Here is a 26,095-nt window from a genome sequence, read left to right as displayed (position 1 = left end):
CCGGATTAGACGCGTCTAAAACAAATACCTGATGGAGAAGTGTGACGGGAGAAACCCCGGTTTGAAAGCCTGATTCGAGGAGTTTCCGTCGTAGTCGTTAGATGCCCTGCCCCATCAGGTGACTCCGAAGAATGTCGGCGTTCTTCGACCCCGACTCGGTGTTGACGACGACCACGGTGTCTTCGTCGTCGAACTCGTCTGTGAGGTCCCAGACGGCCGCGAGCGCGACACCGCCTGCTGCGCCGACCTCGACGCCCGCTTTTTGGGCTGCGGTCACTGCCGATTCGAGGGCGTCGTCGTCGCTGACGGACGCCGCGAGACCGCCTGTCTCCTCGATAGCGCGGAGTGCGAGCGCCCCACCTTCGGGGTCGGGAATCTCCAGTTCGCCGACGATGGTGTCCGGGTGGTTCCACGCCTCGGTGTCGTCGTTTCCTGCCTCCCACGCGGTGGCGATAGGTGCACAGCCAGCAGACTGCGCCGCCACCAGTCGGGGAACGTCTTCTACGAGGCCGAGGTCGGCGAGGTCGCGGAAGCCCTTGGAGATGCCGTAGACGAGTTCACCCGTCGCGGCCGGGACGACGACCCAGTCGGGGACCGACCAGTCGAGTCGCTCGGCGATTTCGTAGGCGATAGTCTTCGCCCCGTCGTGGCGGTACGGGTTGTCGAACTCCTGAAGCGTGAACCAGTCGCTTTTGAGTTGCTCGTGGAGCGCCGAGAGCGCGTCCGGGTAGCGCCCGCCGACGACTTTCATCTGGCCGCCGTGGACGTTCACCATCGCCTTGTTCGGGAACGGCGTCCGCGAGGGGACGAACCCATAGGAGCGAACATCGACGAGGCCAGCGTAGGAGGCTGCCGACTGGGCACCGTTGCCGGGAGAGGCGTGCGCGACGACCTCGGCCTCGGCTTCGCGGGCTGCGGTCGCCGCAAGAGAGAATCCACGGTCGAGGAACGTTCCCGTGGGGTTTCGCCCTTCGTCCTTGATGAGCAGCGTTCCCACTTCGGCCTCGTTGCCGAGAGCGGACGCTTCGACCAGCGGGGTCGCCCCCTCGTTCGCGGTCACGGGGTCCGAAAAGGGAAGCAGTTCGTGGTATCGCCACATCGAGTCGAACGCTCGGCCAGAGAGCGTATCGGCGTCCCAATCGACCGCATCGAGGTCGTACGTTGGGTCCAGTGGCGCACCGGCCTCGCTGCGACCGGTCACGTCGGCGTCGTACTTGGTGCCGGTCTCCGTACACTCCAGCCCGGAGAACGTGTCGGACGGTTGCATAGGCGGCCCTTACGGGGGGAGGGACTAAGCCCTTCTCGTCGGCCGACGACGGGGACCCGCAGGGGCTTTGTGTCGTCCGTCCAAGAAACGGGGTATGGACGATAGCCACATCGTGGTTGTTGGCGCGGGACTCGCGGGACTCGTCGCCGCACGCCACCTCGCCGCCGACGGGGCAGACGTCACCGTCGTCGAACGTCGTGACGACGTCGGTGGTCGCGTTCGAACCCGGACCAAGGACGGCTTCACACTCGACCGCGGGTTTCAGGTCCTCTTGACCGACTACCCGTCGGTTCAGCGTGAACTCGACCTCGACGCCCTCGACCTGCGGCGGTTCACCCCGGGTGCGACGCTCTGTCGGCCGAGTCGGCGCTCGGTGCTCTCGGACCCGCTTCGGGACATCGAAAGCGTCCTCGACTCGCTTCGGAACCCGGAAATCACGACGAGCGACAAACTTCGGACGCTCGCGCTCAGACAGGACGTGAGCACCCGCGACGAAGCCGAGATATTCGACGGTCCCGACCGGAGCACCCGGGCACACCTCCGCGACTGGGGCTTCTCCGAGGACTACATCGAGCACTTCGTCGCACCCTTCTACGGCGGCATCACGCTCGACCGGTCGCTCTCCACGTCGAAGCGCGTCTTCGAGTACACCTTCAAGATGCTCTCGACCGGGTCGACCGCCGTTCCGGCCGCTGGAATGCAGGCTATCCCCGAGCAACTCGCCGACAGCGCCCGCGACGAGGGGGCGACATTCCGCCTCGGCGAGCGCGTCGAGTCGATTCAGAGCGACGCCGACGGTGCGGTCGTCACGACCGGGCGAGAGTCGATTGAAGCCGACGCGCTCGTCGTCGCGACCGACCCGAAAGAGGCCCGGCGACTCACGGGCGTCGAGTCGATTCCCACCGACGCGCGCGGATGTGTCACCCAGTACTACACGCTTCCGTCTGACAGCGGTCTCGACGCCGGGAAACGCATCATGCTCAACGCCGCCGACCCCGACCCCAACACCATCGTCCCGCTCTCGACGGTCGCCCCCGAGTACGCACCCGGGGGGACAGAACTCCTGAACGCGACGTTCTTGGGCTCTGCTGTGCAGGACGAGTCGGAAGACGCGCTGTTCGAGAAGACGCGCCGGACGCTCGAAGCGTGGTACCCCGAGCGCTACTTCGACGACCTCGAACTGCTCCACACCGACTACGTCTCGTTCGCGCAGTTCTCCCAACCGCCGGGCGTTCACGACTCGCTTCCCGACGCCCGCGACCCGGCAGGCCGAACCTATCTCGCGGGTGACTACACCGCGTGGTCGTCGATTCACGGCGCAATGCGAAGTGGCCGGGAGGCGGCCGACGCGATTCGTCGAGACCTCCCGAACTGACCCCGAAACCGGTTTCTCGTCGTACAAACCGAACGACCGTTACCAGTCTGACCCTCGAATAAACTTTAAATTAGTTTTTTGTAGTTGTTGCCTTATTGTACAAAAGGTTATCGGTTTCGATAACCGCCGCCTCGGTTTTATTTACCAGATATTTTTACCCCTTCTGTATGCGGGTTACTAGGAGACAGACGCTTCGTGGGGGTGGTGCGCTGTGTGCGGGTGCATCGCTCGCTTCGATTACGGGGTGTCTCGGAAGTCGGGGAGACACGTCCTCGTCAGGAGACGGGACAGCGGTCACGATTGGTTCGAAATCGTTCACCGAGAACGTCATTCTCGGCTACATGGCGTACGAAGCCATCACCGCGACGACCGACGTGCCACTGGTCGACGAAACGAGGTACGGTGGGTCGAGTGCCGTCTGGGGCGGGCTTCTCGAATCGGCGCTGGACCTCTACTGGGACTACACGGGGACGATTTGGAGTTTCTACCCACCGCAACACGAGTCGTCGCCGTCGGACCCGGCGACACTCTACGACGAGATGAAGACCGAAATCCGCGACGAACACGGGTTAGAAGCACTCGACCGCGGACTGTTCGACAACACCTACGCGCTTCTCGCGTCACCGGAGTGGATGGACAAAACCGGCGTGCGAAGCATCAGCGACCTCGCCGAGCACGTCAACTCCGGCAATATCGAAGACAAAATCGTCCTCGGCGAGGGGTTCTTCGGGCGCTCTGACGGCTGGCCGGGGCTCGCCGACTACTACGGGTTCGAAGACGACGCGCTCGCAGCGTGGGAAGACAACATCGAAGTCGTCGATTCCGGGTTGACCTACGAGTTCCTTCGAACCGATATGGCCGCCGTCGGAATGGGCTTCGCCACGAACCCGCAGATTCTCGTCTACGGGCTGGAAACGCTGGATGACGACGAGAACTTCTTCCCGGTGTACAATCCCGTCCCGATTGGGCGCAAAGAGACGTTCGAGAAGCACCCCGAGATTCGGACGGTCCTCTCGAAGATTGGTCCCGCGTTGAAGGACAACGAGACGATGCAGGCCCTGAACAAACAGGTCGCCCTCGACGGTGCCGACCCACAGGTCGTCGCCCGCGAGTTCCTAACCTCGGAGGGAGTCATATGAGCAGACTCGACCGTGTTCTTCCGAGTCGAATCCGGGAATCGTACCTCCTGAAGTTCGCGCTCGCGTTGCTCGTCATCGTCGTCCTCATCGCCGCCGTTGGCGTCGGTGTCCAGGGACAGACAGAGAGTACCATCAAAAGTGACGTGCGTGCCGACCTCACCGCCCGCGCCGAGGCGGAGTCGTCGTCTATCGGGCAGTGGCGCGAGCGCCACGCCGCAGTCACGCGAATGCTCTCCGACCATCCGACGCTCCGCACCGGCGACAACGCGGCAATTCAGTCGCACCTGCGAAGCGAGATGTCGAAGAAGCTCCCAGCCGGGACGCAGTCCGTCCACTACATCGACACCCGTGAGGGGACTGTCGTCACGAGTACCAACGACGCCGCCGTCGGCAAAGACCTCTCGTCGCAACCGTGGTTCGGACGCCTCGGATTCTCGAACTTCGAGACGGTGTTCGTCTCGGACCCGTACGTGAACGAAAACGGGAAGACTGTCGTGGCGTTCGTCAGCCCCGTCAACCGCGTCTTCAACGGTGCTGTCGTCATCACCGTCGACGTCAGCGACCTCTCGTCGCAGTTCAACGCGGCCGACAACGGGAGCTTCACCTACGTCGTCGACTCCGGCGGCAAGGTGCTTTTCGCTCGTAACGAAGACAAACGCCTCACGTCGTACCTCGCCGACGACAACGCGTCGTCGACCGCAATCGAGCAGGGTGCACGCGGCGAGTCGGGATTCATCACTGACGGCGCGAAAGAACAGGAACTCGACGCTGACTACGTGGCTGCCTACGCGCCCATCCAAGGCACCGACTGGATTCTCGTCAAGCACACGCCGACGTCGAGCGCGTACGAAGTCGTCTCAGACGTGCGAAACGGTATCCTGCTCTTCATCGGCATCGCGCTCGGAGGCGTCATCGTCCTCGGCGGCACGATTGGACGCGGGACCGCATCGTCGCTCTCGAAGCTCTCGGACCGCGCTCGCGACATCGAAGCCGGTGACTACGACGTGACGCTCGAATCTGACCGCGAGGACGAACTCGGCGTCCTGTACGATTCGATTGCAGGGATGCGTGACTCACTCGTCGAACGCATGTCCGCCGCGCGCGAGTTGAATGAGACGCTGGAGCGCAAAGCCGAGGCGTACGAAGACGCGATGCAGGAGGCCGCGGCAGGCGACCTCTCTCGTCGAGTTGATACCGAGTCCGAAAACGAGGCGATGGAAGCGATTGGCATCGCGTTCAACCAGATGCTCGACGACCTCGAAGCGACGGTCGCGCAGGTCCAGACCTTCGCTGACGACGTCGTCGAGGCGAGCCAGCAAGTGTCCGACGGCGCTGACAGAGTGACCGAAGCCACCTCGGAGGTCAACCAATCGATTCGAGAGATTTCCGACGGGACGGTCGAACAGGCCGACAAACTCGACGGCGTCGCCAACGAGATGAGCACGCTGTCGGCCACTATCGAGGAGATTGCCGCCTCGGCGAACGAGGTCGCAGACACCTTCGACCACGTGGCGAGTCGCGGCCGCGTCGGCCACGACCTCGGACAGGACGCGCTCACGAAGATGAACACCATCGAGGCCGCGAGCGACGAGACCGCTGGCGCAATCGAGGAACTCGACGAGCAGATGGCCCAAGTCGGTGAGGTCGTCACGCTCATCGAGGACATCGCCGACCAGACGAACATCCTCGCGCTCAACGCGTCTATCGAGGCCGCACGGGCAGGAGAGGCCGGTGAAGGCTTCGCTGTCGTCGCCGCCGAAGTCAAGGACCTCGCCGAGGAGACGCGTGAAGCGACCCAAGAGATTTCCGAACTGCTGGCCGGGCTCAGAGACCAGACGAACACGTCTGTCGACCGTATCCACGAGATGAGCGACCACGTCTCCGAAGGGAGCGACAGCGTGGACGAAGCGGTCGACGCCTTCGACGAAATCGTCGATGGTATCGAAAACGCCCACGACGGCGTCCAAGAGATTACCCACGCAACCGACAGCCAAGCAGACTCCACCCAGCAGGTCGCAGAGATGGTCGACCACATCTCTGCTATCTCCGAGGAGACGACCGCCGAGGCCGAGACCGTCGCCACCGCGGCCGACGAAGGTGCATCGGTGACCGAAGACGTTGCCTCGCAAATCGACCGCCTCGCGGCCCGCTCCATGGAGTTGCAGTCCATGCTCGAACACTTCGAGTCCAGTGTAGACACCGGCGAGAAGGGACTCGGCGCGGACGAGTCTACGGCGTCAGAACAAGCGCACGCCGACGAACCCGCTTCCGTCGCGGCCGATGGTGGCGAGGGTGAGGCGGATACGGCCACAGAGGCACCCGACGAGCAGCACTGAGCAGTCGCCTCAAGAGCCACATTCCCGGCCAACTTCTCGGTCGTCAGCCCGCCAACTCAGAGCATCCGGCGCAGTTTTTGTAGCGGCGGGAACGTGAGCGTCTCGCCAGCGTCCTCATCGCGGACGAGTGGCCGAAACACGTCCGCGTCTTGGACCAGTGGGGATTGAAAATCGTCGGCACGCATCTGATTGACTTCGACACCGCCAGCCAATCGGGTGAACGACGGAAGTAGCAGCACGTCCGCGCCGCGGTACGCGTCGGGACCGTAGAGCACACAGGGTCGCGTCCGGCCGTCGATAGTGATTGTCGGGTGGTCGTGTCCGATGACGTGGAGGTGCGACGAGCCATCGGGGTGGCGATGGCCGTGCGAAACCAGTGTGTCGTCCGAGAGTCTGTACTCGTCGTGGATGTTGCCCGGCCACGCGTCGGCGAGGACAGTGTCGTGGTTCCCCGCGACGAACACGGGGTTCGACCCGGCGTCGCGGCACGTCTCGGCGAGTGATTCGACCGTCTCGGCGACGCGGTTCGAGACGTGAGTGAACTGGTGGAGTACGTCCCCGGCGAAGACGACTTCTGCCGGTTCGAACTCGGAACACAGCGCGTCGAGTCGCTGGCTGAGGTCTGCACGCTCACCCAGCGGGAACGACACGTCTGAGGCCTCGGCGCGCCCGGCGTGGAGGTCGGCGACGACGACAGCGTCGGCTGCTGGGAGGTAGACAGCGCGGTCACGCACGGCAACACTGAGCACACGGGAGATAACGGGGGTGGTGACAAAGCATCTCCGCCACGCCAGACTGGGGACAATCCGACGCCACCGGAGCGCGGGCCTTTTTTATGAAACCGGTCCTTCTACCGGATAATGAGCGGTGCCCTCGAGGACAAGCGTACAGCGACGAGACTCCGCATCCTCGCCGAGATTGCCGAGCGCCAGCCGGCCGTGAGTCAAGGCGAGATTGCCGAGGCCGTCGGCGTGACGAGTCAGGCCGTTTCGGAGTACATCCGCGGCCTCGTCGAAGACGAACTGGTCGAAAAAGAGGGTCGCTCGCGGTACCGCGTCACCAAGGAAGGCGTTGATTGGCTCTTCCGCGAGGTTCGCGCCCTCCAGCGATTCGCCGACCACGTCACCGACGACGTACTGGAGAGCGTCAACGAAGACGCCGCCATCGCCACCGGCGACGTCTCGGCTGGCGAGACGGTGACGCTCTCGCTCCGAGACGGTCTTCTCCACGCCGAACCGGGCGAAGAAGGTCCCGCCGTCGGCGTCGCAACCACCGACGCCGAAGCGGGCGAAGACGTGAGCGTCACTGGTTTCGAGGGCGTCATCGAGATGGAACCAGGTGCCGTGAGCGTCCTGCAAATCCACCCGGCCCGACTCGGCGGCAGTTCAGAAACCGACCTCGACGCGTTCGCAGAGCGGTGTGCGGAGGCAGATATCGTCGTCGCGAGCGGCGTCGAGGCCGTGGTCGCCTGCCGGAAAGAAGACGTCGAGGTCGCCACGTGGTTCGCACCGGGAGAAGTCGCAGCGGACGCCGCCGCGCGCGGCCTCGACGCTGTGGTCGTCGCCAGCACCGACACCTCTGGGCGTGTGACGGACGCGCTCCGAGACGCGGGCGTAGTGTTCGAAGTCACGGAGCCGTAAGGGAGGACGCGCTCAGCGGGGGTGCCACAGTGTAGTCCTCGGCACAGGCATCCAGCGTAGTCCTCGGCGTAGAAAGCTAGCTTAGTCCTCGGCGTGGTCGCGCGCCATCGTGTAGGCTTCACGAAGCTGTCGGAAGCTCTCTCTATCGCCGCCGTGGTCCGGGTGCACGTCTTTCACCTGTTTTCGATACGCGTCGCGGACCGTCCCCGACGACGCGTTCGGCGAGACACCGAGTCTGTCGAACGCGGCTGAGACGGGGTCGTCGAGGTCGGCCAGTTCAGGTTCGATAGTGGGTACGTCGAACGGGAGCCGTCGCCCGAGTTGGTGGCCCGGCATCTCGTGTTCGCACAGAACGGTATAGACACCAGCGCGTTCGAGTCGGAAGAACGCCTGTGCGTCGAACGTGATGGCGACGCCACGCTCCGGAAGGAAAAACGCGACCTCTTCGTCGTTGATGCGCTGGTCCTCGACGAATCGCTCGCCGATGGCTGTGAGATAGTCGCGGATTTCGTACCGGCGGCGACCCACACCATCGACGCGAGTCGCAGACGAGACCCGCGGCTCCGGAAAGAGGCGATTGCCGACGACGAAGATTCCGGCGACCACGACCGAGGCCACCGCGCCCACGACGAGCCCCACGACGAGCCACGACGGGAGCAGAAAGACCCACTCCGGAAGCACGCTAGCAATATGGTGGCGAACGACCAAGAACCCCTCGCTACCCGTCCCGTCTTGTCGCGTCTATCGCGTTTCCCGCTCCCGAATTACGTCCCCTGATTCGCTTTCGAATTACGCCCTCAGACACGCACTCAAATTCACACGCCGCGTCTCCCAACGAGAACTCGGTTTCGGCTGCTGTTGGTCGAACCCGAAGATACATTGGGGTTCCAAACAAACATTCGAGAAGTATTCCGCCACCCCTGCATTGTCGCCTGCTGTGAGGGCTGAGGCCCCTAAATTACGGTTCCTGCAACAATTTCATACTCGCCCGCGAGTTATTTTTTATTCATAGATGTGACGTTCGCAAACTTCTTTATCGGTGTGTGGGACCATACGAACACCACATGGCTGTAGTCTGGCTGGACGACGTACGGGCCGACGACCTCGACTTGGTCGGCGGCAAAGGCGCGTCACTGGGCGAACTCACGAGCGCGGGGCTTCCGGTCCCGCCGGGGTTCGTCGTGACGGCGGGCACGTACCGTTCCTTCATCGAGGACTCCGGAATCGACGACGAACTCTTCTCCGCGGTTGACGTCGACCACGAGGACTCTGCGGCGCTGAAAGCGGCTCACGAGGCAGCACACGAACTCATCATGGAGACGCCGATGCCCGAGAGCGTCCGTGAGGAGATTCTCGACGCATACGGAAGTCTCGGCGAAGGGGACGCGTTCGTCGCAGTTCGCTCCTCTGCGACGGCGGAAGACCTCCCTGACGCCTCCTTCGCGGGACAGCAAGAGACGTTCCTCAACGTCACCGAGGAAGCCCTCCTCGAACGCGTCAAGGAGTGCTGGGCCTCGCTGTTCTCCGAGCGCGCAATCTACTACCGTAATCGGAAGGGCTTCCCCCACGACAAGGTCGATATCGCGGTCGTCGTCCAGCAGATGGTCGACTCCGAGAAATCCGGCGTGATGTTCACTCGCCACCCCTCGACGGGTGACGAGCAGATTATCGTCGAAGCCGCCTGGGGCCTCGGCGAAGCCGTCGTCTCCGGCACCGTCTCGCCCGACAACTACGTCGTAAGCCGCGAGACCGGCGAGGTGGAGACGGCCACTATCGCCGACAAGAAGATGATGTGCATCCGCGACGAGGAGACCGGCGAGACGGTCGACCGCGAGGTGCCGAACGAGAAGCGCCACGCCCGCGTGCTCTCGGACGCTGAACTCGACAGACTCGTCGAACTCGGCGAGTTGGTCGAGGACCACTACGAGACCCCACAGGACGTCGAGTGGGCTGTCTACGACGGTGAAGTCTACATGCTCCAGTCGCGCCCGATTACGACCATCTCGGGCGACGGTGAGGGCAGTGCCGCCGAGACTACGAGCGGTTCCTCGTCCGGGAACGGCGACGTCATGCTTCGCGGCCTCGGCGCGAGCCCCGGCATCGCCTCGGGACGCGCCCGCATCGTCACGAAACTCGACCACCTCGACCAGGTCGGCGAAGGCGACATCATCGTCACCGAGATGACGATGCCCGACATGGTGCCCGCGATGAAGCGCGCCGCCGGCATCGTCACCGACGAAGGCGGAATGACTTCCCACGCCGCCATCGTCTCGCGCGAACTCGGCGTTCCGGCCGTCGTCGGCTCCGGCGACGCCACGAAGACCATCTCCGACGGCGAGGTCATCACCATCGACGGCGACAAGGGGACCATCCGCGAGGGCGAAGAACCCGAAGAGAAGCAGCGCCAACCCGTCGAAGAAGCGCGTCCGAAGACGCCAGTCAAGCCGATGACCGCGACAGAAGTCAAGGTCAACGTGTCGATTCCAGAAGCCGCAGAACGCGCTGCGGCGACCGGCGCAGACGGTGTCGGCCTGCTCCGCATCGAGCACATGGTGCTGACGCTCGGCAAGACGCCCGAGCGCTACATCGAACAGAACGGCGAGCGCGCCTACGTCGACGAAATCATCTCCGGCGTTCGCGAGGTCGCAGAAGAGTTCTATCCGCGACCCGTCCGCGTCCGCACGCTCGACGCTCCGACAGACGAGTTCCGCCAACTCGAAGGCGGCGAGAACGAACCGCGCGAGCACAACCCGATGCTCGGCTACCGCGGTATCCGCCGCGGCCTCGACAATCCGAACATCTTCCGCCTCGAACTCGACGCCTTCCGGCGACTGTTCGACATGGGGTACGACAACGTCGAAGTCATGTTCCCCCTCGTCAACGACGCCGAGGACGTGCTCCGCGCCAAAGAGCACATGATAGAAGCGGGTATCGACCCCGACAAGCGCGAGTGGGGTGTCATGATAGAAACTCCCGCCGCGGCGCTCGGCATCCGTGAACTCGCCGACGCAGGCATCGACTTCGCCTCCTTCGGGACGAACGACCTGACCCAGTACACGCTCGCGGTCGACCGCAACAACGAGCACGTCGCTGGCCTCTATGACGAACTCCACCCGGCCGTGCTCAAACTCATCGGCGACACCATCGAGACGTGTCGCGAAGAGGGTGTCAAAACGAGTATCTGCGGCCAGGCCGGTTCGAAGTCGAAGATGGTCCAGTTCCTCGTCGACGAGGGCGTCAGTTCCATCTCGGCGAACATCGACGCCGTCCGCGATGTCCAACACGAGGTCAAGCGCGTCGAACAGCGCCTCATCCTCGACTCGGTTCGCTAAGTCGCGGACGCTGTTTTCTCGCCTCCGCGCTACAGCATCCGAAACGAGCCGACGCGCGCTTTTTTGTCCGACACCGTCGTCTCTCTAGGCTGACCGATTCGTCTGTCTCCCATGCCCTCCATCGCAGCGGTCCCCTCCCGCACGGGTGTCCTCGCTCGCGTGCGCGCCGTCGCCGTGGCACTCGCCATCGTCGTCGCCGGTCTCGTACTCGGGGTCGTCCTCACTATCGCCGCGTTCGTTCCCCTGTTAGCACTCGGAATCCCGCTCGCCGAAGAGCCATCAGTCGTGCTTCTGGTCGCGTTGATACCCTCTCAGCTCGGATTTGCCATCGTCGGGGTGCTCGCCGCCATGACACTCCTCGATGGGGTGCCGATTCGCGTCCCCACGCGGCGCGACCTTACGTGGGTCGCAGTCGGACTCGTTGGTAGCTTCGCCGCCGTCGCCGGCCTCCTCGTCGCGTCGACGGTTGTCGACCTCAGTCCGCTTCGGTCGGTCTTCGGTGCATCCGGGACCGCAGACTCTCGGCTGCTCGTCGCGCTCGCGCTCCTCTCTATCTTCGTCATCGCGCCCGGCGAGGAACTGCTCTTTCGCGGCGCGGTTCAGGGGCGACTCCGTGCGACGTTCGGCCCCGTCAGTGCGATTGCACTCGCCAGCGCCATCTTCGCGTCGCTCCACGTGTTCAACTTCATCGGCGGCGGCGTCCTCGTGGTCGTCCCACTCACGACGCTGTTTCTCGTCGGTGCGGTCCTCGGGACCGTCTACGAACGGACCGGCAATCTCGTCGTTCCCATCGCGGTTCACGCACTGTACAACGCGACGCTGTTTCTCTCGACGCTGGCCGTGGGATGAACGTGAACTCGACATCGAGTTCGTGGTGAGCCACTCCGTCGCAATGGAGCGGAACCGATATACTGGGTGCCCATATACAGGGATGCATGCAGCGCGCGGCACCGCAACAATTCGACCGCGTCCTCTCGTCGATGTGCACGAAGCCACATCCGGCCGCCCGCGAGGCCGCAGAACGATTTCTGGCGACGAATCCTGGCGACCCAGCCACCTACCAAGCGGTGGCTGCCCAGGAGGAGGACGCCCTCGCATCCCTCGGGGAGATAACCGGCCTCGACGAGCCACACGGCTACATCGCCAGCGGTGGCACAGAGGCGAATATTCAGGCCATTCGGGCCGCGCGAAATCTCGTCCGAGACGACAACCCGAACGTCGTCGCACCCGAGAGCATCCACTTCAGTTTCCAGAAGGCCGCAGACGTACTCGGCGTCGAGTTGCGAATCGTCCCGGTCGACGGCGATTACCGAGCCGACACCGAGGCGGTTCGCGAAGCGGTCGACGACCATACGATTCTCGTCGCGGGCGTCGCCGGGACGACCGAGTTCGGTCGCGTCGACCCGATTCCCGAACTGACCGACATCGCACACGACGCCGGCGCGCTCATGCACGTCGATGCCGCGTGGGGCGGCTTTATCCTCCCCTTTACCGACCACGAGTGGTCGTTCGCCCACGCACCGGTCGACTCCATGACTATCGACCCGCACAAGTACGGGCAGGCGGTCGTCCCCGCTGGCGGGCTCTTATTCCGCAACAAGGAGGTTCTCGACGCGCTCGCGGTGGACACACCGTATCTCGAATCCGCGTCGCAGGCGAGCCTCACGGGCACGCGAAGCGGCGCTGGCGTCGCATCCGCCGCGGCCGCGATGCGCGAACTGTGGCCCGACGGCTACCGCGAGACGTACGAGCGCCAGCAGGCGAACGCGAACTGGTTCTACAACGAACTCGTCGCGCGCGGGTACGACGCGGTCGAACCGGAACTCCCGCTTGTCGCCGCGCGCCTTCCCGAACCCGAATTCGACTCGCTTCGGGACCTCGGGTGGCGAATATCGCGGACTGCCTCCGGCGAACTCCGCGTCGTCTGCATGCCGCACGTCACCCGCGAGTCGCTTCGGGCGTTCCTCGCCGACCTCGACGATATCGCACGCGGGCCGGCGCGCAACTGACCCGAACCTGAAAGCTTACAACCGCCTAGTTGTGACCCTCTGGTGTGACTCTGGACGCACTCGTGTCGCTCGCTGACCTGACACTCGGTGTTTTCCCCGACTTCGCGTGGCTCTCGTCGCTCGTCGAGACGGCGACCGGGTGGGTCGGTTTGGCCATCATCTTCGTCTACTCATTTCTCATTGCGTTCGCGCTCCCGGGCGTGAGCGAAATCGTCCTCGCGGCACCGCTCGACCTTGGGCTGTCCCGTGGTGCCCGCCTCGCACTCATCATTCTCGTCAGCGGCGCTGGTAAGTCGGCTGGCAGCGTCTTCGCGTTCCACATCGGCCGCGAGACGAAAGAATCGGGCTACTTCGAGCGATTCCTCGCACGCCTCCCAGTAGACGTGATGGGATGGTCAGAACGCAAAGCGGTCGAAATCGCCCAGAACTGGGGCTTCGCCGGACTTGCCGCCGCCCTCTGTGTCCCCGGATTCCCCGACACGCTCTCTATCTACGCCTTCGCCGTCCTCGAAGACGACTACCTCAAGTTCGCCGCCGCAACGTTCGTCGGCTCTTGCGGGCGACTCATCGTGACGCTCGTCGGTATCGAGGCCATCGCAGCGGTTATCTGAGTCGCGACAGAGCGGCCGCGAATTCTCTTCTCGGCCGCGAGTCTGACTGTTTCCCCTCAAGCGCCGAATCTGACTGTCCCCCCCCCCTCAAAATGTGAGAATCGGCTGTTTGGGTTATCTCTCCGTGCCGTGTACTAGAGCCATGGCCTACAGACGCATTTCGAATCAGGTCGTCGTCGGGGGCGCAATCGTCCTCGTCGGCCTTGTACTGCTCGCGAACACCACCGGCCTCTACGACACGACCGGACTCCTTCGGTACGTCCCGTCGCTGTTCGTCCTCGCGGGCGTCTACGCGCTCGCCGCCAGCGGCTTCCGAAACGTCGGCGGCCCGCTGGTCCTCATCGCCGTCGCGGGAGCGTGGCAAGCCGTCGCGCTCGACGTCGTAACCGGGTCGCAACTCCTGTCGTTCTGGCCGGTCCTGCTCGTCATCCTCGGCCTCTCGATGGCACTCGGTCGGTTCCGCTCGTCCGTCGAACCAATCACGGGCGACCGTGTCGACCTCGTCGCCGTCTTCGGCGGGCGCGAAGCACGCGCGACGACCGGTCGGTTCGCCGGTGGCGACATCACCGCGCTCTTCGGTGGCGTCGACCTCGACCTCCGCGACGTAGTCGAACTCGACAGTCCGGTTCGGGTGAACACGACGTGCCTGTTCGGTGGCGTCGAAGTCGTCGTCCCGCGCGACTGGAACGTCCAACTGGACGTGCTGCCCGTCCTCGGCGGGGTCGAAGACGAACGGCCGAGACAGGAACCGACCCACGACTCGGTGGACCTCGTCCTCTCCGGGTTCTGCGCCTTCGGCGGCGTGACCGTCAAAGACTGAACTCGGTGTCGCTGGCCGTCGACGATAGTAAGCCCGACATTTTATATTCGCCCTCTGCTTTCGTTTCGGTGTGACAGCGACGGGCCTTCCCGACAACATGCGCATGTGCTCTTCCTTTTAGCCACGGGTGGACCCGTTCTCGGTGCTCGCCGCGGTAACACATGGCGAGTCCGAACCCGGCGAACCCCGGGCCGTCTCCGCATCGACTGACAGACACATCCGTACCGGCGGGCTTTAGGCCCGCATCCGAGATACACGACACATATGAGCCACGAGGACTTCCCCACACAGAACCCAGCGGTGGTGACGTGCGGGTTGCCCTACGCCAACGGCGACCTGCACATCGGCCACCTTCGAACGTACGTCGGCGGCGACATCTACAGTCGCTCGCTGCGAACACTCGGTCAAGAGACCGCCTTCGTCAGCGGTTCGGACATGCACGGCACCCCGGTCGCCGTCAACGCCGAAGAAGAGGGCGTCACGCCCGAGGAGTTCGCACTCCGCCACCACGAGAAGTACGAAGCGACGTTCCCGCGGTTCAACATCGACTTCGACAACTACGGCCACACCCACGACGAGACGAACACCGAACTGACGCAGGAAATCGTCCGCACGCTCGAAGCCGAGGGCTACGTCTACGAGAAGGAGATTCCGGTCGCCTACGACCCCGATGCGGACCAGTGGCTCCCCGACCGCTACGTCGAGGGAACCTGTCCGTACTGCGGCGAACACGCCCGCGGCGACGAGTGTGACGAAGGCTGTGGTCGCCACCTCGAACCCGGCGAAATCGAGAACCCAACTTCGGTTCGCACCGGCAACCCCGCAGAGTACCGCGAGCGCGAACACAAGTTCTTCGCCGTTTCGGACCTCCAAGAGTACCTTCAGGAGTTCATCGACCGCCTCGAAGGCACCTCGAACGCGCAGAACCAGCCCCGCGAGTGGATCGAAGGCGAACTGCAAGACTGGTGTATCACCCGCGACATGGACTGGGGTATCGACTACCCCGACGACGACGAGGGCGAACTCGTCCTCTACGTCTGGGTGGACGCCCCTATCGAGTACATCGCCTCGACGAAGCAGTACACAGAACGCGTCGGTGCCGACACCTTCGACTGGGAAGCGGCGTGGCGTGACGGCGGCGACATCGTCCATATCATCGGCCGCGACATCATCCAGCACCACACCGTCTTCTGGCCAGCGATGCTCAAGGGCGCAGGCTACACGGAACCGCGCGCCGTCATGGCCTCCGGTTTCATCACGCTCAACGGCAAGGGCTTCTCGACGTCACGCAACCGCGCCGTCTGGGCCGACGAGTACCTCGACGAGGGCTTCCACCCCGACCTGCTTCGCTACTACCTCGCCACCAACGGCGGGTTCCAGCAGGACGTGGACTTCTCGTGGTCGAAGTTCCGCGAGCGCGTGAACAACGAACTCGTCGGCACCCTCGGCAACTTCCTCTACCGCTCGATGCTCTTTGCCTACCGCAACTTCGAGGGGACGCCGGAAGCAGACCTCTCCGCCGAAGTCCGCGACCGCATCGAGGAAGCCATCGAGGAGTTCGAAGCCGGTATCAACGACTACTCGATTCGCAAGTCCGGCAACGCCGCGGTCCGCCTCGCGCAGTTCGGCAACGAGTACATCCAGCGGAACGAACCGTGGAAGCTCACCGACGAGGACCCCGAGACCGCCGCGCAGGTCATCCGCGACTGCGTTCAGATTGCGAAGGCCGTCGCCGTCCTCTTCCAGCCCGTCGCGCCCGACAAGATGCAGGCACTCTGGGAGCAACTCGGCGAAGACGGCGCTGTCGCGGACGTGGGCGTCGACGCAGCCTTCGAGGCTCCGGCGGCGTCGTTCGACGAACCCGAGGCACTCTTCGAGAAAATCGAAGACGAGCGCGTCGAGGAACTCAACGAAAAGCTCGCCGAGCGCGTCGCTGCGACGGAATCCGAAAGCGACGAGGCGGAGGAGGACGCAGACGACGATATGGAAGCCGACTCTAACCTCGAACCCATCGCCGACGACCGCATCTCCTTCGAGGAGTTCCAGGACCTCGACCTTCGCGTCGGCGAGATTATCGACGCCGAGGGCATCGACGGGGCCGACAAACTCGCCAAGCTGACCGTGGACATCGGCGTCGAAGAGCGCCAAATCGTCGCCGGTATCAAACAGCTCCACGACCTCTCGGAGCTGGCTGGCAAGAAGGTCATCATCGTCGCCAACCTCGAAAAGGCCGAACTGTTCGGTACGGAGTCCAACGGCATGCTTCTGGCTGCCGGTGAGCAGGCCGACCTGCTGACGACCTACGAGGACGCCGTTCCCGGCACCAAGGTCCAGTAAGTCTCCCGAGCGGGATTTCACCCTCGAATCCCAGCACAGTTTCGCAGCCGATATCTGTCCTGACTGCCGAGCGATGGCTATGGAACTCGATGGCCGAACTGTCGGTGGAGTCGTCGTCGTGGCCGTCGTGGCCGTGGTCGCGTTCGGAATACTGGGCGGGTCTGCAGGAACGCTGACCGTCGAACAGGTAGACGACCTCCCGCAGGGACAGGGTGCAGTCTCCTTCCACAACCTCGACCCCGACCAACGTGAGGCCTTCCGAGAGGCGCTCCAGACGGGAGGCGGCGTCGAACTACCGAACGAAGCCGCGCGTAACGAGTTCATCGACCCCGGCTACGTCCGTTACGACGGGGGCATCTACAAGACGACCGTCACGTCGAACTGAGTCGTCGCACGCGGCTTTTCTGCCGGTCGTACCTCGAATGTCGTAGCATGTTCGCGTCTCGAATGTCGCGCCGCAACCGGAGTCACTTTTATTCCTACCGGCGGACCGTCGGGCATGCGACTCACTGGTTCGTTTACCGTTTCACTCGTCGTCGTGCTCGTCGTGCTCTCTGCGGGCTGTCTCGGCGGGAGCAACGGGACGGGCCAGTTGACCGTCGAGGTGGTTGACGAACTACCAGCGGGCGAGGGTGCCGTCTCGTTCGAGAACCTCTCGTCGAAGCAGCAGTCGGTGTTCCAGCAGGCGCTCGAAACAGACGGGAGCGCGACGATTCAGAAGGGAACCGACCGAAACGAGTTCATCGACCCCGGCTACGTCCGCTACGACGGGAACATATACAGGACCAGCGTCGCGGTCCCGTGACCAAAAGCCCCTATCGTGGCGGTCTGAGCCGGTAGTAACGGCGGTTGAGGTTGTACATGTAGCCCTCCTGCATCGTCTTGAGCACCGCGTAGGTGACGATGCCGAGGACGATTGGGAGCAGGAACGTCAGGTCGAACAGCAGGTCGACGTTCATCGGCATGAGGTTCTTCACTGCCAACAGCGAGATGGTCAGCGCGAAGACCACACCGAAGACACCGACGGCCGCCCAGAACGGCTCTTCGACCGGGCGTCTAGCGCTTCCTTTGTTGAGGAAGGGGACGATGGCGATGAAGCCGACGACGACGCCGTTCGCGAGAACGCCGTAGGTACGGTCAGCCATGATTTTCTGCCCGCCGAGGATGGCGAGGTCTGGATTCAATGGACTGAGTTTGAGCAGCCCGAACGACCAGTAGAGGTACCAGTCGGGCAGGATAATCGCTGGCGTCTGACTCGGATTCGCGGGCGCGCCAATGTGTGGCGGCATCGTCGCCGAGAGGAACAGAATCATTCCGACGAAGAACGACGCAATCGAGAGGTTCCGAACCGTCTCGTGCGGCCACGTCGGGAACGCCAGTACGTCGCGCTCGACGTAGTCTGACGACTGTCTCAGCTCTTGGTCCTCGTAGCGAGAGCGTTCGAAGTACTCGTACGTGAGCCGAGCGAGTCCTGTCTTTCGTTCCTTTCGTTCGCGCCACGTCGGCGTCTCGTCGTCCGGTGGAATCGGTCCGGTCGGAAGACCTCCGTCGGCTTCAGGTGAACTGTCCGCCCCGGACGTGTCGCCCGCACCGGTTCCCCCATCGGTCCGAAGTGGGCCGTCAGTTCGGCGCATACCCCTATGTTGGTTTCTGAGAGCAAAAACAATGCGGCACGTTCACAACCACCAAATAGAGAAAACGCCGGGACTGCGTCTCAATAGCGTACGTATGTGAACCAATTACTCGACACCGAGTTTATCATTGGGCTTTTTTATTTCTCGGCCGTAGGTCGCGCTATGCGAAACGCGAAAATCGTCTGTACTCTCGGTCCGTCTTCCTTCGACCGAAAGACGATTCGTGGGCTCGCCGACGCTGGAATGAGCGTCGCCCGGATGAACGCGAGCCACGGAGACGTCGAACACCGGTCGGAGGTCATCGACAGCATCCGCGCTGTCGACGACGCGACCGAGGAACCGCTCGCGGCCATGCTCGACCTGCAGGGCCCTGAAGTACGAACCGCCCCTATCGACGACGACATCTACCTCGAAACGGGAAGCGAGGTTCAGTTCTACGAGGGTGACGAGGCGACACCCGAAGCAGTTGGTCTCTCGTATTCTATCTCCGCCGCAGAACCCGGTGCCCGAGTGCTCCTCGACGACGGTCGTATCGAAGCGACCGTCGAGCGCGTCGAAGACGACTCCGTCTACGCGAAAATCGTCTCCGGCGGCCAACTCGGCTCCCGGAAGGGCGTGAACGTCCCCGGCGTCGACCTCGACATCGACCTCATCACCGACAGCGACTACGAGAACCTGAAACTCGCCGCCGAGAAGGAAGTCGATTTCGTCGCGGCCTCGTTCATCCGCGACGCGGCCGACGTGTACACCATCAGCGACACGCTGGAAGAACTCGGTGCCGACATTCCCATCATCGCCAAAATCGAGCGCGTCGGCGCTGTCAACAACCTCGACGAGATTATCGAGGCGGCCCACGGCGTGATGGTCGCCCGCGGCGACCTCGGGGTCGAGTGCCCGCTCGAAGAGGTCCCAATCATCCAGAAGCGAACTATCCGAAAGGCGCAGGCCGCTGGCGTCCCGGTCATCACCGCGACCGAGATGCTCGACTCGATGGTCCGCGCTCGTCGGCCCACCCGTGCCGAGGCCTCCGACGTCGCAAACGCCGTCCTCGACGGCACCGACGCCGTGATGCTCTCCGGCGAGACGGCCGTCGGCGACCACCCCGTGCGCGTCGTCGAGACGATGTCCCGCATCGTCAAGGAAGTCGAAGCCAGCCCCGAATACGACGAGAGCCAAGAACAGCGCGTCCCGACGGCCGACGAAAACTCACGAACCGAGGCACTGGCCCGCTCTGCGCGCTACCTTGCCCGCGACGTGAACGCCGCCGCCGTCGTCGCCGTCTCCGAGTCCGGGTACACCGCCCGGAAGACCGCGAAGTTCCGCCCCGGTGTCCCCGTCGTCGCGGTCACTCCGAACGACCGCACTCGCCGACAACTCTCCCTCTCGTGGGGTGTCTCCGCCGAGTACTCCGACTACAGTGATAGCGTCGAAGCCGTGATGGACGACGCCGTCACGGCCGCCATCGACGCTGGCGTCGCCGAGTCCGGCGACACAATCGTCGTCCTCTCCGGGATGATGACGGAACTCGAAGGGACGAACACGACGAACATGCTCAAAGTCCACGTCGCCGCCGAATCCGTCGCCAACGGCCGGAAAGTGGTCGGTGGTCGCGTCGCCGGCCCCGTCTACCGGACGAGCGACGGCGACCTCTCGGACGTGCCCGAGGGTGCGATTCTCTCGCTCGCTGCCGACTTCGACGGCGAGTTCGACGGCGACGCCGACAAGCTTGCAGGTATCGTCGATGCCCGCGCCGGGATGACGGGCTACCCTGCACTCGTCGCCCGCGAACTCGATATTCCGATGATTTCTGGCGCACCCCTCCCGACCACGGTCAGCGACGGGTCGCTCGTGACGCTGCACGCCGAACGTGGTATCGTCTACGAAGGCGACGTCATCGGGTTCGACCGCTCAGAGCGGGACTAGTTGGGTCGCCCACGTCGGACACGAGTTCGGTCGTCTGCTCCGACCACGAGTGCGGTAGCCCTTTCAGAACGCATCGCGTATTCGAAACTGATGTCACGTTCCCCCAGTTCCGAAGCCGACAACGACGGTGACTGGCGATTCGGCGTCGACGAGGTCGGACCAGATGGCCTCATCGAAGACCAGCCCCCGGAGGAGGAGCCAATCGAACCGGGGTCGCCGAACGCCGAAAACGTCCTATTCGTCGTACTCGGGGTTCTCTTGACGGTCGGGCTACTTCTGGCCGCAGTGTTCCCGAACGCGCTCTGACTGTCGGCCTCGCTGGTCACACCAACACGACCGCTCCAGAGCCGTGTGAACCGAGCCGCCGCCCATCGAATTTCCGATTTTGATAACCGAGCCTCTTGATTTATAACCTCCCGGTTGAAATCCTCGTCAACCCCCAACCGGGCATACGACATGAGTTACGCAGTCCGCATACCCTCGCTACTCGTCGCCGTGATGGTCCTCGTCGCGTCGTTCTGGGTTCCGGTCTCGGTAGTCGCGGCCGACGGACCGAGTGCGTCGTTCGACAAGGATGTCACGACTGTCACCCGTGGTGACGAAGTCGAGATACAAGTCTCCCACTCCGAATCCGGCACCCTCCACATCGGTGGTGACGACTACGGTTACCATCTGACGGTCGAGCTTACCGGGTCAGGAACGACCACCGTCACTATCGACACGTACAATTCGACCGCCAACAACGCGTCTGATTACATCAGCGGCGGCGGTGCGAAGAACCTCACGACCGCTCCACTCGACGAACCCATCGAACCCTCGACGTACCTGATGAACGTGACCATCGGTGGTGTCGAGCGGGCAATCGGCCAGCTCAAAGTGACGCCGCGTGGGAACACCTCCGCAGCGACCCACGTCGCACCAGCGAGCCTCAACGAATCCGACGACGGCATCTCGGCCGACTCACTTCCGGGTTCGATGACGAAACGCCAGGTGGTCGCAAAAGGTGACTACGCGGTCATCAAACTCAACGAGAGCGGCCTCGAATCGGCGTTAAAACCCGATGACATTTCCGGTGGCCCGACAGCCAACGGTATCGAAGTCTCGATGAATCAGCTCGAAGTGCGACCAAATCACGAGCAAGAGACGTTCCTGGCGACGCCAGAAAACGGGGCGACGGTCGTCGAGGACCTCGAAAATGACCTCATTTACGTCGTGTGGGACACGTCTGACCTCCCGCTCGAAGGCGACACAGAAGAGTACGAGGTGACGGTCACGCTCGAAGGCGAGAACAACAGTCTCGTCGAAGAAGACACCATCACTGCGCGGTCGCGTGTCGAACTCGTCGAGCCGACTATCTCTATCGACGTCCACAACGAGACGACCTACCCGTGGGAAGCCCTGCAAGTCAACGTCACCGGCGAGACGACGATTGCACCCAACAGCGTCCTCGAAATTCGTGCCCGTGCACCCGGCCAACCGTTCTTGAAACTCATCCCGGTCACGGTGAGCAAAAACGGGACGCTCCGCAAGAACATGACCTTCGCCCCTGAGGACCGCGGCCTCTCGTTCCCACTGTGGATTCGTGGGGATTACTACGACCTCCGCGACCAGACCGAAACGAAGCTCGAACTCCTCGAATCCGACGCCGGAATGCGCTTTGTCGACCAAGAGACCGACGGGACGTACGTCACCGTCAGTGAAGTGACGCTCTCTGTCGGTGGCTTCGTCCGCGTCGAGACAGCGGACGAAGAGCCGCTCGGGACCAGCGCGTACCTGCCACCGGGAACTCACGAGAACGTCATCGTCGAGTTCGACCGGCGGCAGTTGGCCGACAGCGAACTGCTCGCTGTCGCTCACACTGACCAGAACCGCGACAAGAACTTCTCGGTGAGCGACGACCCACCGTACCGAACGAACGGAACGAACGGAAGCATCGTCGCCGACGACGCGATGGTGCGCCTCGAACCGGACGCGAAGACGCCGACGCCGAACCCGACGACGGCGACCAGTACCGAAGAAGCGGCCGAACAAGTGACGGCGACGGCGACGGCGACACCGTACCCCGTCACCGAGCGGACGCCGTTGGAACCCTCGGGGTCGGCGACGAACACGGGTATCCCGCTTTCGCCCGGCTTGGTCGTCGTCGCGCTCGTCGTCACGGGACTTCTCGCACGGAGGCGGCAATGAACGACACGACGCATCACAGCAGGCTATCGAGGATGAACGAACGAATCGAGACCGACTCAGACGAACGCGTCGAGCACGGTGACTGCGACGGTAGTTTTAATCTGAATCCTGCTCGTCACTCGAACAGATACGAACGTGACATGGCCGGACACGACGAACATCCCGACCGTGCAGGTGGCGAGGTGAACTGGTAATGCCGCGGTTGGTCGAACTCGGGTCGAAGCAGTTCGTCCGCTTCCTGTCGGACCTCTGGACCCAACGCAATTGGCAGACCAAGATTCAACCTCGTGGCGAAGGTCGATTCCTCGTTCAGGGACAGCGCGCGGACGGGACGAAGGGGATGATGCTGGTTCTCCCAAGCGTCGACACAGAGGTGACGGAGGACCACGTTCGCGGGTTTATCGCACACGCCAAGAAGCGACAAATAGACGTCATCGTCGTCGCGTCACAGGGTGAGTTCGCAGACGAGGTTCGCGGACTCGCCACGAATCACGACGTGAAGCTCCTCGACCGCGACGAACTCGGTGAGACCGTCGAAAACGAGGGCATGGAAGAGTCGGTCAGACAGTACACCGACGGCGACGTGTACGAGACCGCAGAAGTCGAGTTCGGACTGCCGTTCGACCTCCCCGAACCAATCGAAAACGCGCTTTCGTCGCTTCCGTTGGAGACCATTCAGGAGCGCATCAGTGAACTAACTGGCGGTGGCGATGGAGATGGTGGTTCGGGCGGCGGTTCCGACGGTGGCTCGTTCCGTGACCGCCTACCGTCCTCGCTCGACGACCTCAAATCGAGCTCGCCGCCGAGCGTTCGCGTCGTCGTCGTCGCCGTGCTGCTTCTCGTTCTCGCTCTCGGGTCAGTCGCCGCACTCGGCCCCGTCGTCAACGGGTCCGGTGGGTCCGGCGGTCCGAGTGGCGTGGCTATCTCTGCAGTCTCGACCGCGCCATCGTCGTCCGCAGACATGACTGCCCGGTGGAACGCCCAGACGACGTCGTCGATAACGGTCGGAAACAACACGTTCACCGCCCCCGAGGGAGAGCAGTTCGTCGTCGTCGCGTTCAACGTGACGAATCAAGGGTCTTCGCCGGGGTCGCTTTCGCAGTCAGCCGTGGTCTTAGAATCTGATGGGGTCCGCCACGGCCACCAGCCGCTTCGAAACGTGAGTGCGTTCGGTGGCGGCCTCTTCGCACCGAACGACTCGAAGACAGTCTGGACCGTCTACGCCGTGCCCGAAGACACGAAGACCGGCACGCTGGTCGTCCAGCCGTCGAACGAAGACACCGTCGTGTTCATCTACGACGACTCGCTGGCGGCAGAACCACAGACCGAGTCGTAAGCCGGCCGCTGGTTTTTCTGACGCGACTCACGCAGTTCGACCCTCAACCCTTAATCAGGTCACGTCCCTAGGGCCTGTATGGTTTACCCGCCGTTCCCGTTGCAGGCTGGTCTCATCGGCCCCGAGACACTTCCGTTGCTCTTAGTTCTCGCCGGGCTCGGCCTGTCACTCGCCGAAGCAATCGTTCCCGGTGCGCACTTCGTCGTCGTCGGGGTTGCCCTCCTCGCTGCGGGTCTCGTCGGGTTGCTGTTCCCGCCGCTCGCAGCACCGTTCGTCCTCGGACTGCTGGTGTTCGCCTTCGGTGCCCTCGCACTGTATGGCTACCGCGAACTCGACATCTACGGCGGCAAAGGAGAGGGTCGGACGAGTGACTCCGACGCGCTGAAAGGAAAGACCGGCCGCGTCACAGAGCGCGTCACCCCGACCAGCGGCGAGGTAAAACTCGACGAAGGTGGCTTCAATCCCTTCTACGCAGCGCGCTCGGTCCACGGCGATATCGAAGTCGGAAGCGAAGTCGTCGTCGTCGACCCCGGCGGCGGCAACGTCGTCACCGTCGAAGGGTTCGACGTCGGGCAGGACGAAATCGACCGCGAACTCGCCAGAGAGCGCGTTCGGCAGGCGGAAAGTCGAGAACAGGAGCGCGAGAAAGAACGCGAAGGCGCAGAAGAGGTCTAACCGACGCACCCCGGGGACCTCGGCAGGCCGAGTGTTCCACCCTAACGGAGAGCAGAAACCGTCCGACGTGGCGGGGCTGGCACACGAATACTTATCACATGGCCAACCCTAGACCGGGATATGGACCTACTTGCCCTCCAGGCGGGGCTTGGGTTTGGGAGCGTCGCTATCGGCGTTCTCGTCCTCGTGCTCGCCATCGTGACGGTGTACCAGATGGTCGAAATCGTAGACGCCTACGAAAAGAAGGCCCTCACCGTCTTCGGTGAGTACCGGCGTCTGCTCGAACCGGGTATCAACTTCATCCCGCCGTTCGTCTCGCGCACGTACGCGTTCGACATGCGTACCCAGACGCTCGACGTGCCGCGGCAGGAAGCAATCACCCGCGACAACTCGCCGGTGACCGCCGACGCTGTCGTCTACATCAAAGTCATGGACGCCAAGAAGGCGTTCCTCGAAGTCGACGACTACAAGCGCGCCGTCTCAAATCTCGCCCAGACGACGCTCCGCGCCGTCCTCGGCGACATGGAACTCGACGACACGCTCAACAAGCGCCAAGAAATCAACGCACGCATCCGCAAGGAACTCGACGAGCCCACCGACGAGTGGGGTGTCCGCGTCGAGTCCGTGGAAGTCCGCGAGGTCAACCCCAGTGCGGACGTGCAGCAGGCGATGGAGCAACAGACCTCTGCCGAGCGCCGCCGCCGCGCCATGATTCTCGAAGCGCAGGGTGAGCGTCGCTCCGCCGTCGAGAAGGCCGAGGGTGAAAAGCAGTCGAACATCATCCGCGCACAGGGTGAAAAGCAGTCGCAGATTCTCGAAGCGCAAGGTGACGCTATCTCGACTGTCCTGCGTGCGAAGTCCGCCGAGTCGATGGGCGAGCGCGCCATCATCGACAAAGGAATGGAGACGCTCGAACGCATCGGCCAGGGCGAGTCGACGACGTTCGTCCTGCCGCAAGAGCTCACGTCGCTGCTCGGCCGCTACGGCAAGCAGCTGACCGGCTCGGACGTGAAAGACGCAGAGAGCCTCTCCAGTCTCGAATTCGACGAAGAGACGCGCGAACTCATCGGCCTCGACGACATCGAACAGATTCTCGGTCAAATCGACCAGGCGGCCGAGATGGACGTCGAGCAACTCGAACAGGAGGCAGAGGCCATCAAATCGGGTGCCGAAGTGAACAACATCAAGTCGCCCGACGAGGTTATCGCCGAGGCCGACGAAGAAGACGAACAATCCATCAAATCCGCCGACGAAGTCGTCTCGGAAGCTGACACCGACGAGACTGCGGCCACGTCGAACAACCAATCTGGCAGTGACAGCGGCGGCGCAGACAGCAGCGACGACGAAGAAGCGATGGAGTTCGAGAAAGACCTCGAATAGTCGCTGTCACCGTCGCCGTCGGTATCGTTGTTATTGTTTTTATTGCCGTTATTGTCGTCGGATACAGACTCATTCTAATGACCGACAGTCATCG

23 protein-coding genes are annotated in these 26,095 nt (G+C 63.3%); 19 read left to right on the top strand and 4 right to left on the bottom strand.

Going from position 1 to position 26,095, the window contains the following annotated elements; all coding sequences use genetic code 11:
• Nucleotides 1-97: 97 nt before the first annotated feature.
• The gene (locus tag C453_RS06175; protein ID WP_008323382.1) at nt 98-1,267 is read right to left on the bottom strand and encodes a threonine synthase; all 1,170 of its coding nucleotides are present in this window, start codon (nt 1,265-1,267) and stop codon (nt 98-100) included.
• Nucleotides 1,268-1,361: 94 nt separating this feature from the next.
• On the opposite strand from C453_RS06175, the gene C453_RS06170 reads away from it, so the two are divergent.
• The 3 genes from C453_RS06170 to C453_RS06160 all read left to right on the top strand — a co-directional run bounded on the left by C453_RS06170 (nt 1,362) and on the right by C453_RS06160 (nt 6,117).
• Nucleotides 1,362-2,642, top strand: a complete 1,281-nt coding sequence (locus C453_RS06170) for an NAD(P)/FAD-dependent oxidoreductase (RefSeq protein WP_008323381.1) — start codon at nt 1,362-1,364, stop codon at nt 2,640-2,642.
• Between the two features lie 167 nt (nt 2,643-2,809).
• Nucleotides 2,810-3,781, top strand: a complete 972-nt coding sequence (locus tag C453_RS06165; protein WP_049907545.1) for a glycine betaine ABC transporter substrate-binding protein — start codon at nt 2,810-2,812, stop codon at nt 3,779-3,781.
• Nucleotides 3,778-6,117: a methyl-accepting chemotaxis protein gene (locus tag C453_RS06160; protein WP_008323379.1), complete on the top strand. Its 2,340-nt coding sequence runs from the start codon at nt 3,778-3,780 to the stop codon at nt 6,115-6,117. Before C453_RS06165 ends, C453_RS06160 begins: the two co-directional genes overlap by 4 nt.
• Nucleotides 6,118-6,173: 56 nt before the next feature.
• Here the strand turns inward: C453_RS06160 and C453_RS06155 are convergent, their stop codons facing one another.
• On the bottom strand, nt 6,174-6,866 hold the full coding sequence (locus C453_RS06155; protein ID WP_008323378.1) for a metallophosphoesterase: 693 nt from the start codon (nt 6,864-6,866) through the stop codon (nt 6,174-6,176).
• A gap of 111 nt (nt 6,867-6,977) precedes the next feature.
• On the opposite strand from C453_RS06155, the gene C453_RS06150 reads away from it, so the two are divergent.
• On the top strand, nt 6,978-7,757 hold the full coding sequence (locus tag C453_RS06150) for a DUF7839 domain-containing protein (RefSeq protein WP_008323377.1): 780 nt from the start codon (nt 6,978-6,980) through the stop codon (nt 7,755-7,757).
• Between the two features lie 81 nt (nt 7,758-7,838).
• Here C453_RS06150 and C453_RS06145 read toward each other — a convergent pair whose 3' ends face one another.
• Nucleotides 7,839-8,438, bottom strand: coding sequence for a J domain-containing protein (locus C453_RS06145; RefSeq protein ID WP_008323376.1), 600 nt, complete (start codon nt 8,436-8,438; stop codon nt 7,839-7,841).
• Nucleotides 8,439-8,821: 383 nt separating this feature from the next.
• On the opposite strand from C453_RS06145, the gene ppsA reads away from it, so the two are divergent.
• From ppsA to C453_RS06105, 8 genes are all read left to right on the top strand, one after another.
• Nucleotides 8,822-11,089: a pyruvate, water dikinase gene (ppsA, locus tag C453_RS06140; RefSeq protein ID WP_008323375.1), complete on the top strand. Its 2,268-nt coding sequence runs from the start codon at nt 8,822-8,824 to the stop codon at nt 11,087-11,089.
• A 111-nt stretch (nt 11,090-11,200) separates the two neighbouring features.
• Complete coding sequence (locus C453_RS06135; RefSeq protein ID WP_008323374.1) at nt 11,201-11,938, top strand: CPBP family intramembrane glutamic endopeptidase; 738 nt, start codon at nt 11,201-11,203, stop codon at nt 11,936-11,938.
• Between the two features lie 86 nt (nt 11,939-12,024).
• Nucleotides 12,025-13,098 (top strand): tyrosine decarboxylase MfnA, encoded by a 1,074-nt coding sequence (mfnA, locus tag C453_RS06130; RefSeq protein ID WP_008323373.1) that lies wholly within the window; start codon nt 12,025-12,027, stop codon nt 13,096-13,098.
• A gap of 44 nt (nt 13,099-13,142) precedes the next feature.
• A complete protein-coding gene (locus C453_RS06125; protein WP_008323372.1) occupies nt 13,143-13,709 on the top strand; it encodes a YqaA family protein in 567 nt (188 codons plus the stop codon).
• A 142-nt stretch (nt 13,710-13,851) separates the two neighbouring features.
• Nucleotides 13,852-14,529: a LiaF transmembrane domain-containing protein gene (locus C453_RS06120; protein ID WP_008323371.1), complete on the top strand. Its 678-nt coding sequence runs from the start codon at nt 13,852-13,854 to the stop codon at nt 14,527-14,529.
• 264 nt (nt 14,530-14,793) lie between these two features.
• Nucleotides 14,794-16,866: a methionine--tRNA ligase gene (gene metG, locus C453_RS06115; protein WP_008323370.1), complete on the top strand. Its 2,073-nt coding sequence runs from the start codon at nt 14,794-14,796 to the stop codon at nt 16,864-16,866.
• Nucleotides 16,867-16,945: 79 nt separating this feature from the next.
• Nucleotides 16,946-17,251, top strand: a complete 306-nt coding sequence (locus tag C453_RS06110; protein WP_008323369.1) for a hypothetical protein — start codon at nt 16,946-16,948, stop codon at nt 17,249-17,251.
• A 114-nt stretch (nt 17,252-17,365) separates the two neighbouring features.
• Complete coding sequence (locus C453_RS06105) at nt 17,366-17,671, top strand: hypothetical protein (RefSeq protein WP_008323368.1); 306 nt, start codon at nt 17,366-17,368, stop codon at nt 17,669-17,671.
• A gap of 10 nt (nt 17,672-17,681) precedes the next feature.
• Here C453_RS06105 and C453_RS06100 read toward each other — a convergent pair whose 3' ends face one another.
• Nucleotides 17,682-18,500: a cytochrome b family protein gene (locus tag C453_RS06100; RefSeq protein WP_008323367.1), complete on the bottom strand. Its 819-nt coding sequence runs from the start codon at nt 18,498-18,500 to the stop codon at nt 17,682-17,684.
• A gap of 162 nt (nt 18,501-18,662) precedes the next feature.
• Between C453_RS06100 and pyk the strand changes: the two genes are divergently transcribed.
• The 7 genes from pyk (at nt 18,663) to C453_RS06070 (ending at nt 26,001) form a co-directional block, all read left to right on the top strand.
• Entirely contained in the window at nt 18,663-20,423 is a 1,761-nt protein-coding gene (gene pyk, locus C453_RS06095) for a pyruvate kinase (protein ID WP_008323366.1), read from the top strand.
• 90 nt (nt 20,424-20,513) lie between these two features.
• Nucleotides 20,514-20,729, top strand: coding sequence for a DUF7312 domain-containing protein (locus tag C453_RS06090; RefSeq protein ID WP_008323365.1), 216 nt, complete (start codon nt 20,514-20,516; stop codon nt 20,727-20,729).
• Between the two features lie 150 nt (nt 20,730-20,879).
• Nucleotides 20,880-22,610, top strand: a complete 1,731-nt coding sequence (locus C453_RS06085) for a DUF7282 domain-containing protein (RefSeq protein WP_008323364.1) — start codon at nt 20,880-20,882, stop codon at nt 22,608-22,610.
• On the top strand, nt 22,607-22,804 hold the full coding sequence (locus tag C453_RS19900) for a hypothetical protein (RefSeq protein WP_152418022.1): 198 nt from the start codon (nt 22,607-22,609) through the stop codon (nt 22,802-22,804). The genes C453_RS06085 and C453_RS19900 overlap by 4 nt, the downstream gene beginning before the upstream one ends.
• The gene (locus C453_RS06080; protein WP_008323362.1) at nt 22,804-23,946 is read left to right on the top strand and encodes a DUF4352 domain-containing protein; all 1,143 of its coding nucleotides are present in this window, start codon (nt 22,804-22,806) and stop codon (nt 23,944-23,946) included. The genes C453_RS19900 and C453_RS06080 overlap by 1 nt, the downstream gene beginning before the upstream one ends.
• Nucleotides 23,947-24,024: 78 nt before the next feature.
• Complete coding sequence (locus tag C453_RS06075) at nt 24,025-24,621, top strand: NfeD family protein (RefSeq protein ID WP_008323360.1); 597 nt, start codon at nt 24,025-24,027, stop codon at nt 24,619-24,621.
• A 120-nt stretch (nt 24,622-24,741) separates the two neighbouring features.
• Nucleotides 24,742-26,001 carry an SPFH domain-containing protein gene (locus tag C453_RS06070; RefSeq protein ID WP_008323359.1) on the top strand — a complete coding sequence of 420 codons (1,260 nt, stop codon included), beginning with the start codon at nt 24,742-24,744 and terminating at the stop codon, nt 25,999-26,001.
• Nucleotides 26,002-26,095 lie beyond the last annotated feature (94 nt).

Source organism: Haloferax elongans ATCC BAA-1513 (assembly GCF_000336755.1).
Lineage (GTDB): Archaea > Halobacteriota > Halobacteria > Halobacteriales > Haloferacaceae > Haloferax > Haloferax elongans.
This window is presented reverse-complemented; position numbering and strand designations above follow the sequence as displayed.

Bases quoted from the DNA above. Each gene is read 5' to 3' on its own strand.
- C453_RS06175 (WP_008323382.1), bottom strand. From the start codon at position 1,267: ATGCAACCGTCCGACACGTTCTCCGGGCTGGAGTGTACGGAGACCGGC.
- C453_RS06170 (WP_008323381.1), top strand. From the start codon at position 1,362: ATGGACGATAGCCACATCGTGGTTGTTGGCGCGGGACTCGCGGGACTC.
- C453_RS06165 (WP_049907545.1), top strand. From the start codon at position 2,810: ATGCGGGTTACTAGGAGACAGACGCTTCGTGGGGGTGGTGCGCTGTGT.
- C453_RS06160 (WP_008323379.1), top strand. From the start codon at position 3,778: ATGAGCAGACTCGACCGTGTTCTTCCGAGTCGAATCCGGGAATCGTAC.
- C453_RS06150 (WP_008323377.1), top strand. From the start codon at position 6,978: ATGAGCGGTGCCCTCGAGGACAAGCGTACAGCGACGAGACTCCGCATC.
- ppsA (WP_008323375.1), top strand. From the start codon at position 8,822: ATGGCTGTAGTCTGGCTGGACGACGTACGGGCCGACGACCTCGACTTG.
- C453_RS06135 (WP_008323374.1), top strand. From the start codon at position 11,201: ATGCCCTCCATCGCAGCGGTCCCCTCCCGCACGGGTGTCCTCGCTCGC.
- mfnA (WP_008323373.1), top strand. From the start codon at position 12,025: ATGCAGCGCGCGGCACCGCAACAATTCGACCGCGTCCTCTCGTCGATG.
- C453_RS06120 (WP_008323371.1), top strand. From the start codon at position 13,852: ATGGCCTACAGACGCATTTCGAATCAGGTCGTCGTCGGGGGCGCAATC.
- metG (WP_008323370.1), top strand. From the start codon at position 14,794: ATGAGCCACGAGGACTTCCCCACACAGAACCCAGCGGTGGTGACGTGC.
- C453_RS06110 (WP_008323369.1), top strand. From the start codon at position 16,946: ATGGAACTCGATGGCCGAACTGTCGGTGGAGTCGTCGTCGTGGCCGTC.
- C453_RS06105 (WP_008323368.1), top strand. From the start codon at position 17,366: ATGCGACTCACTGGTTCGTTTACCGTTTCACTCGTCGTCGTGCTCGTC.
- C453_RS06100 (WP_008323367.1), bottom strand. From the start codon at position 18,500: ATGCGCCGAACTGACGGCCCACTTCGGACCGATGGGGGAACCGGTGCG.
- pyk (WP_008323366.1), top strand. From the start codon at position 18,663: ATGCGAAACGCGAAAATCGTCTGTACTCTCGGTCCGTCTTCCTTCGAC.
- C453_RS06090 (WP_008323365.1), top strand. From the start codon at position 20,514: ATGTCACGTTCCCCCAGTTCCGAAGCCGACAACGACGGTGACTGGCGA.
- C453_RS06085 (WP_008323364.1), top strand. From the start codon at position 20,880: ATGAGTTACGCAGTCCGCATACCCTCGCTACTCGTCGCCGTGATGGTC.
- C453_RS19900 (WP_152418022.1), top strand. From the start codon at position 22,607: ATGAACGACACGACGCATCACAGCAGGCTATCGAGGATGAACGAACGA.
- C453_RS06080 (WP_008323362.1), top strand. From the start codon at position 22,804: ATGCCGCGGTTGGTCGAACTCGGGTCGAAGCAGTTCGTCCGCTTCCTG.
- C453_RS06075 (WP_008323360.1), top strand. From the start codon at position 24,025: ATGGTTTACCCGCCGTTCCCGTTGCAGGCTGGTCTCATCGGCCCCGAG.
- C453_RS06070 (WP_008323359.1), top strand. From the start codon at position 24,742: ATGGACCTACTTGCCCTCCAGGCGGGGCTTGGGTTTGGGAGCGTCGCT.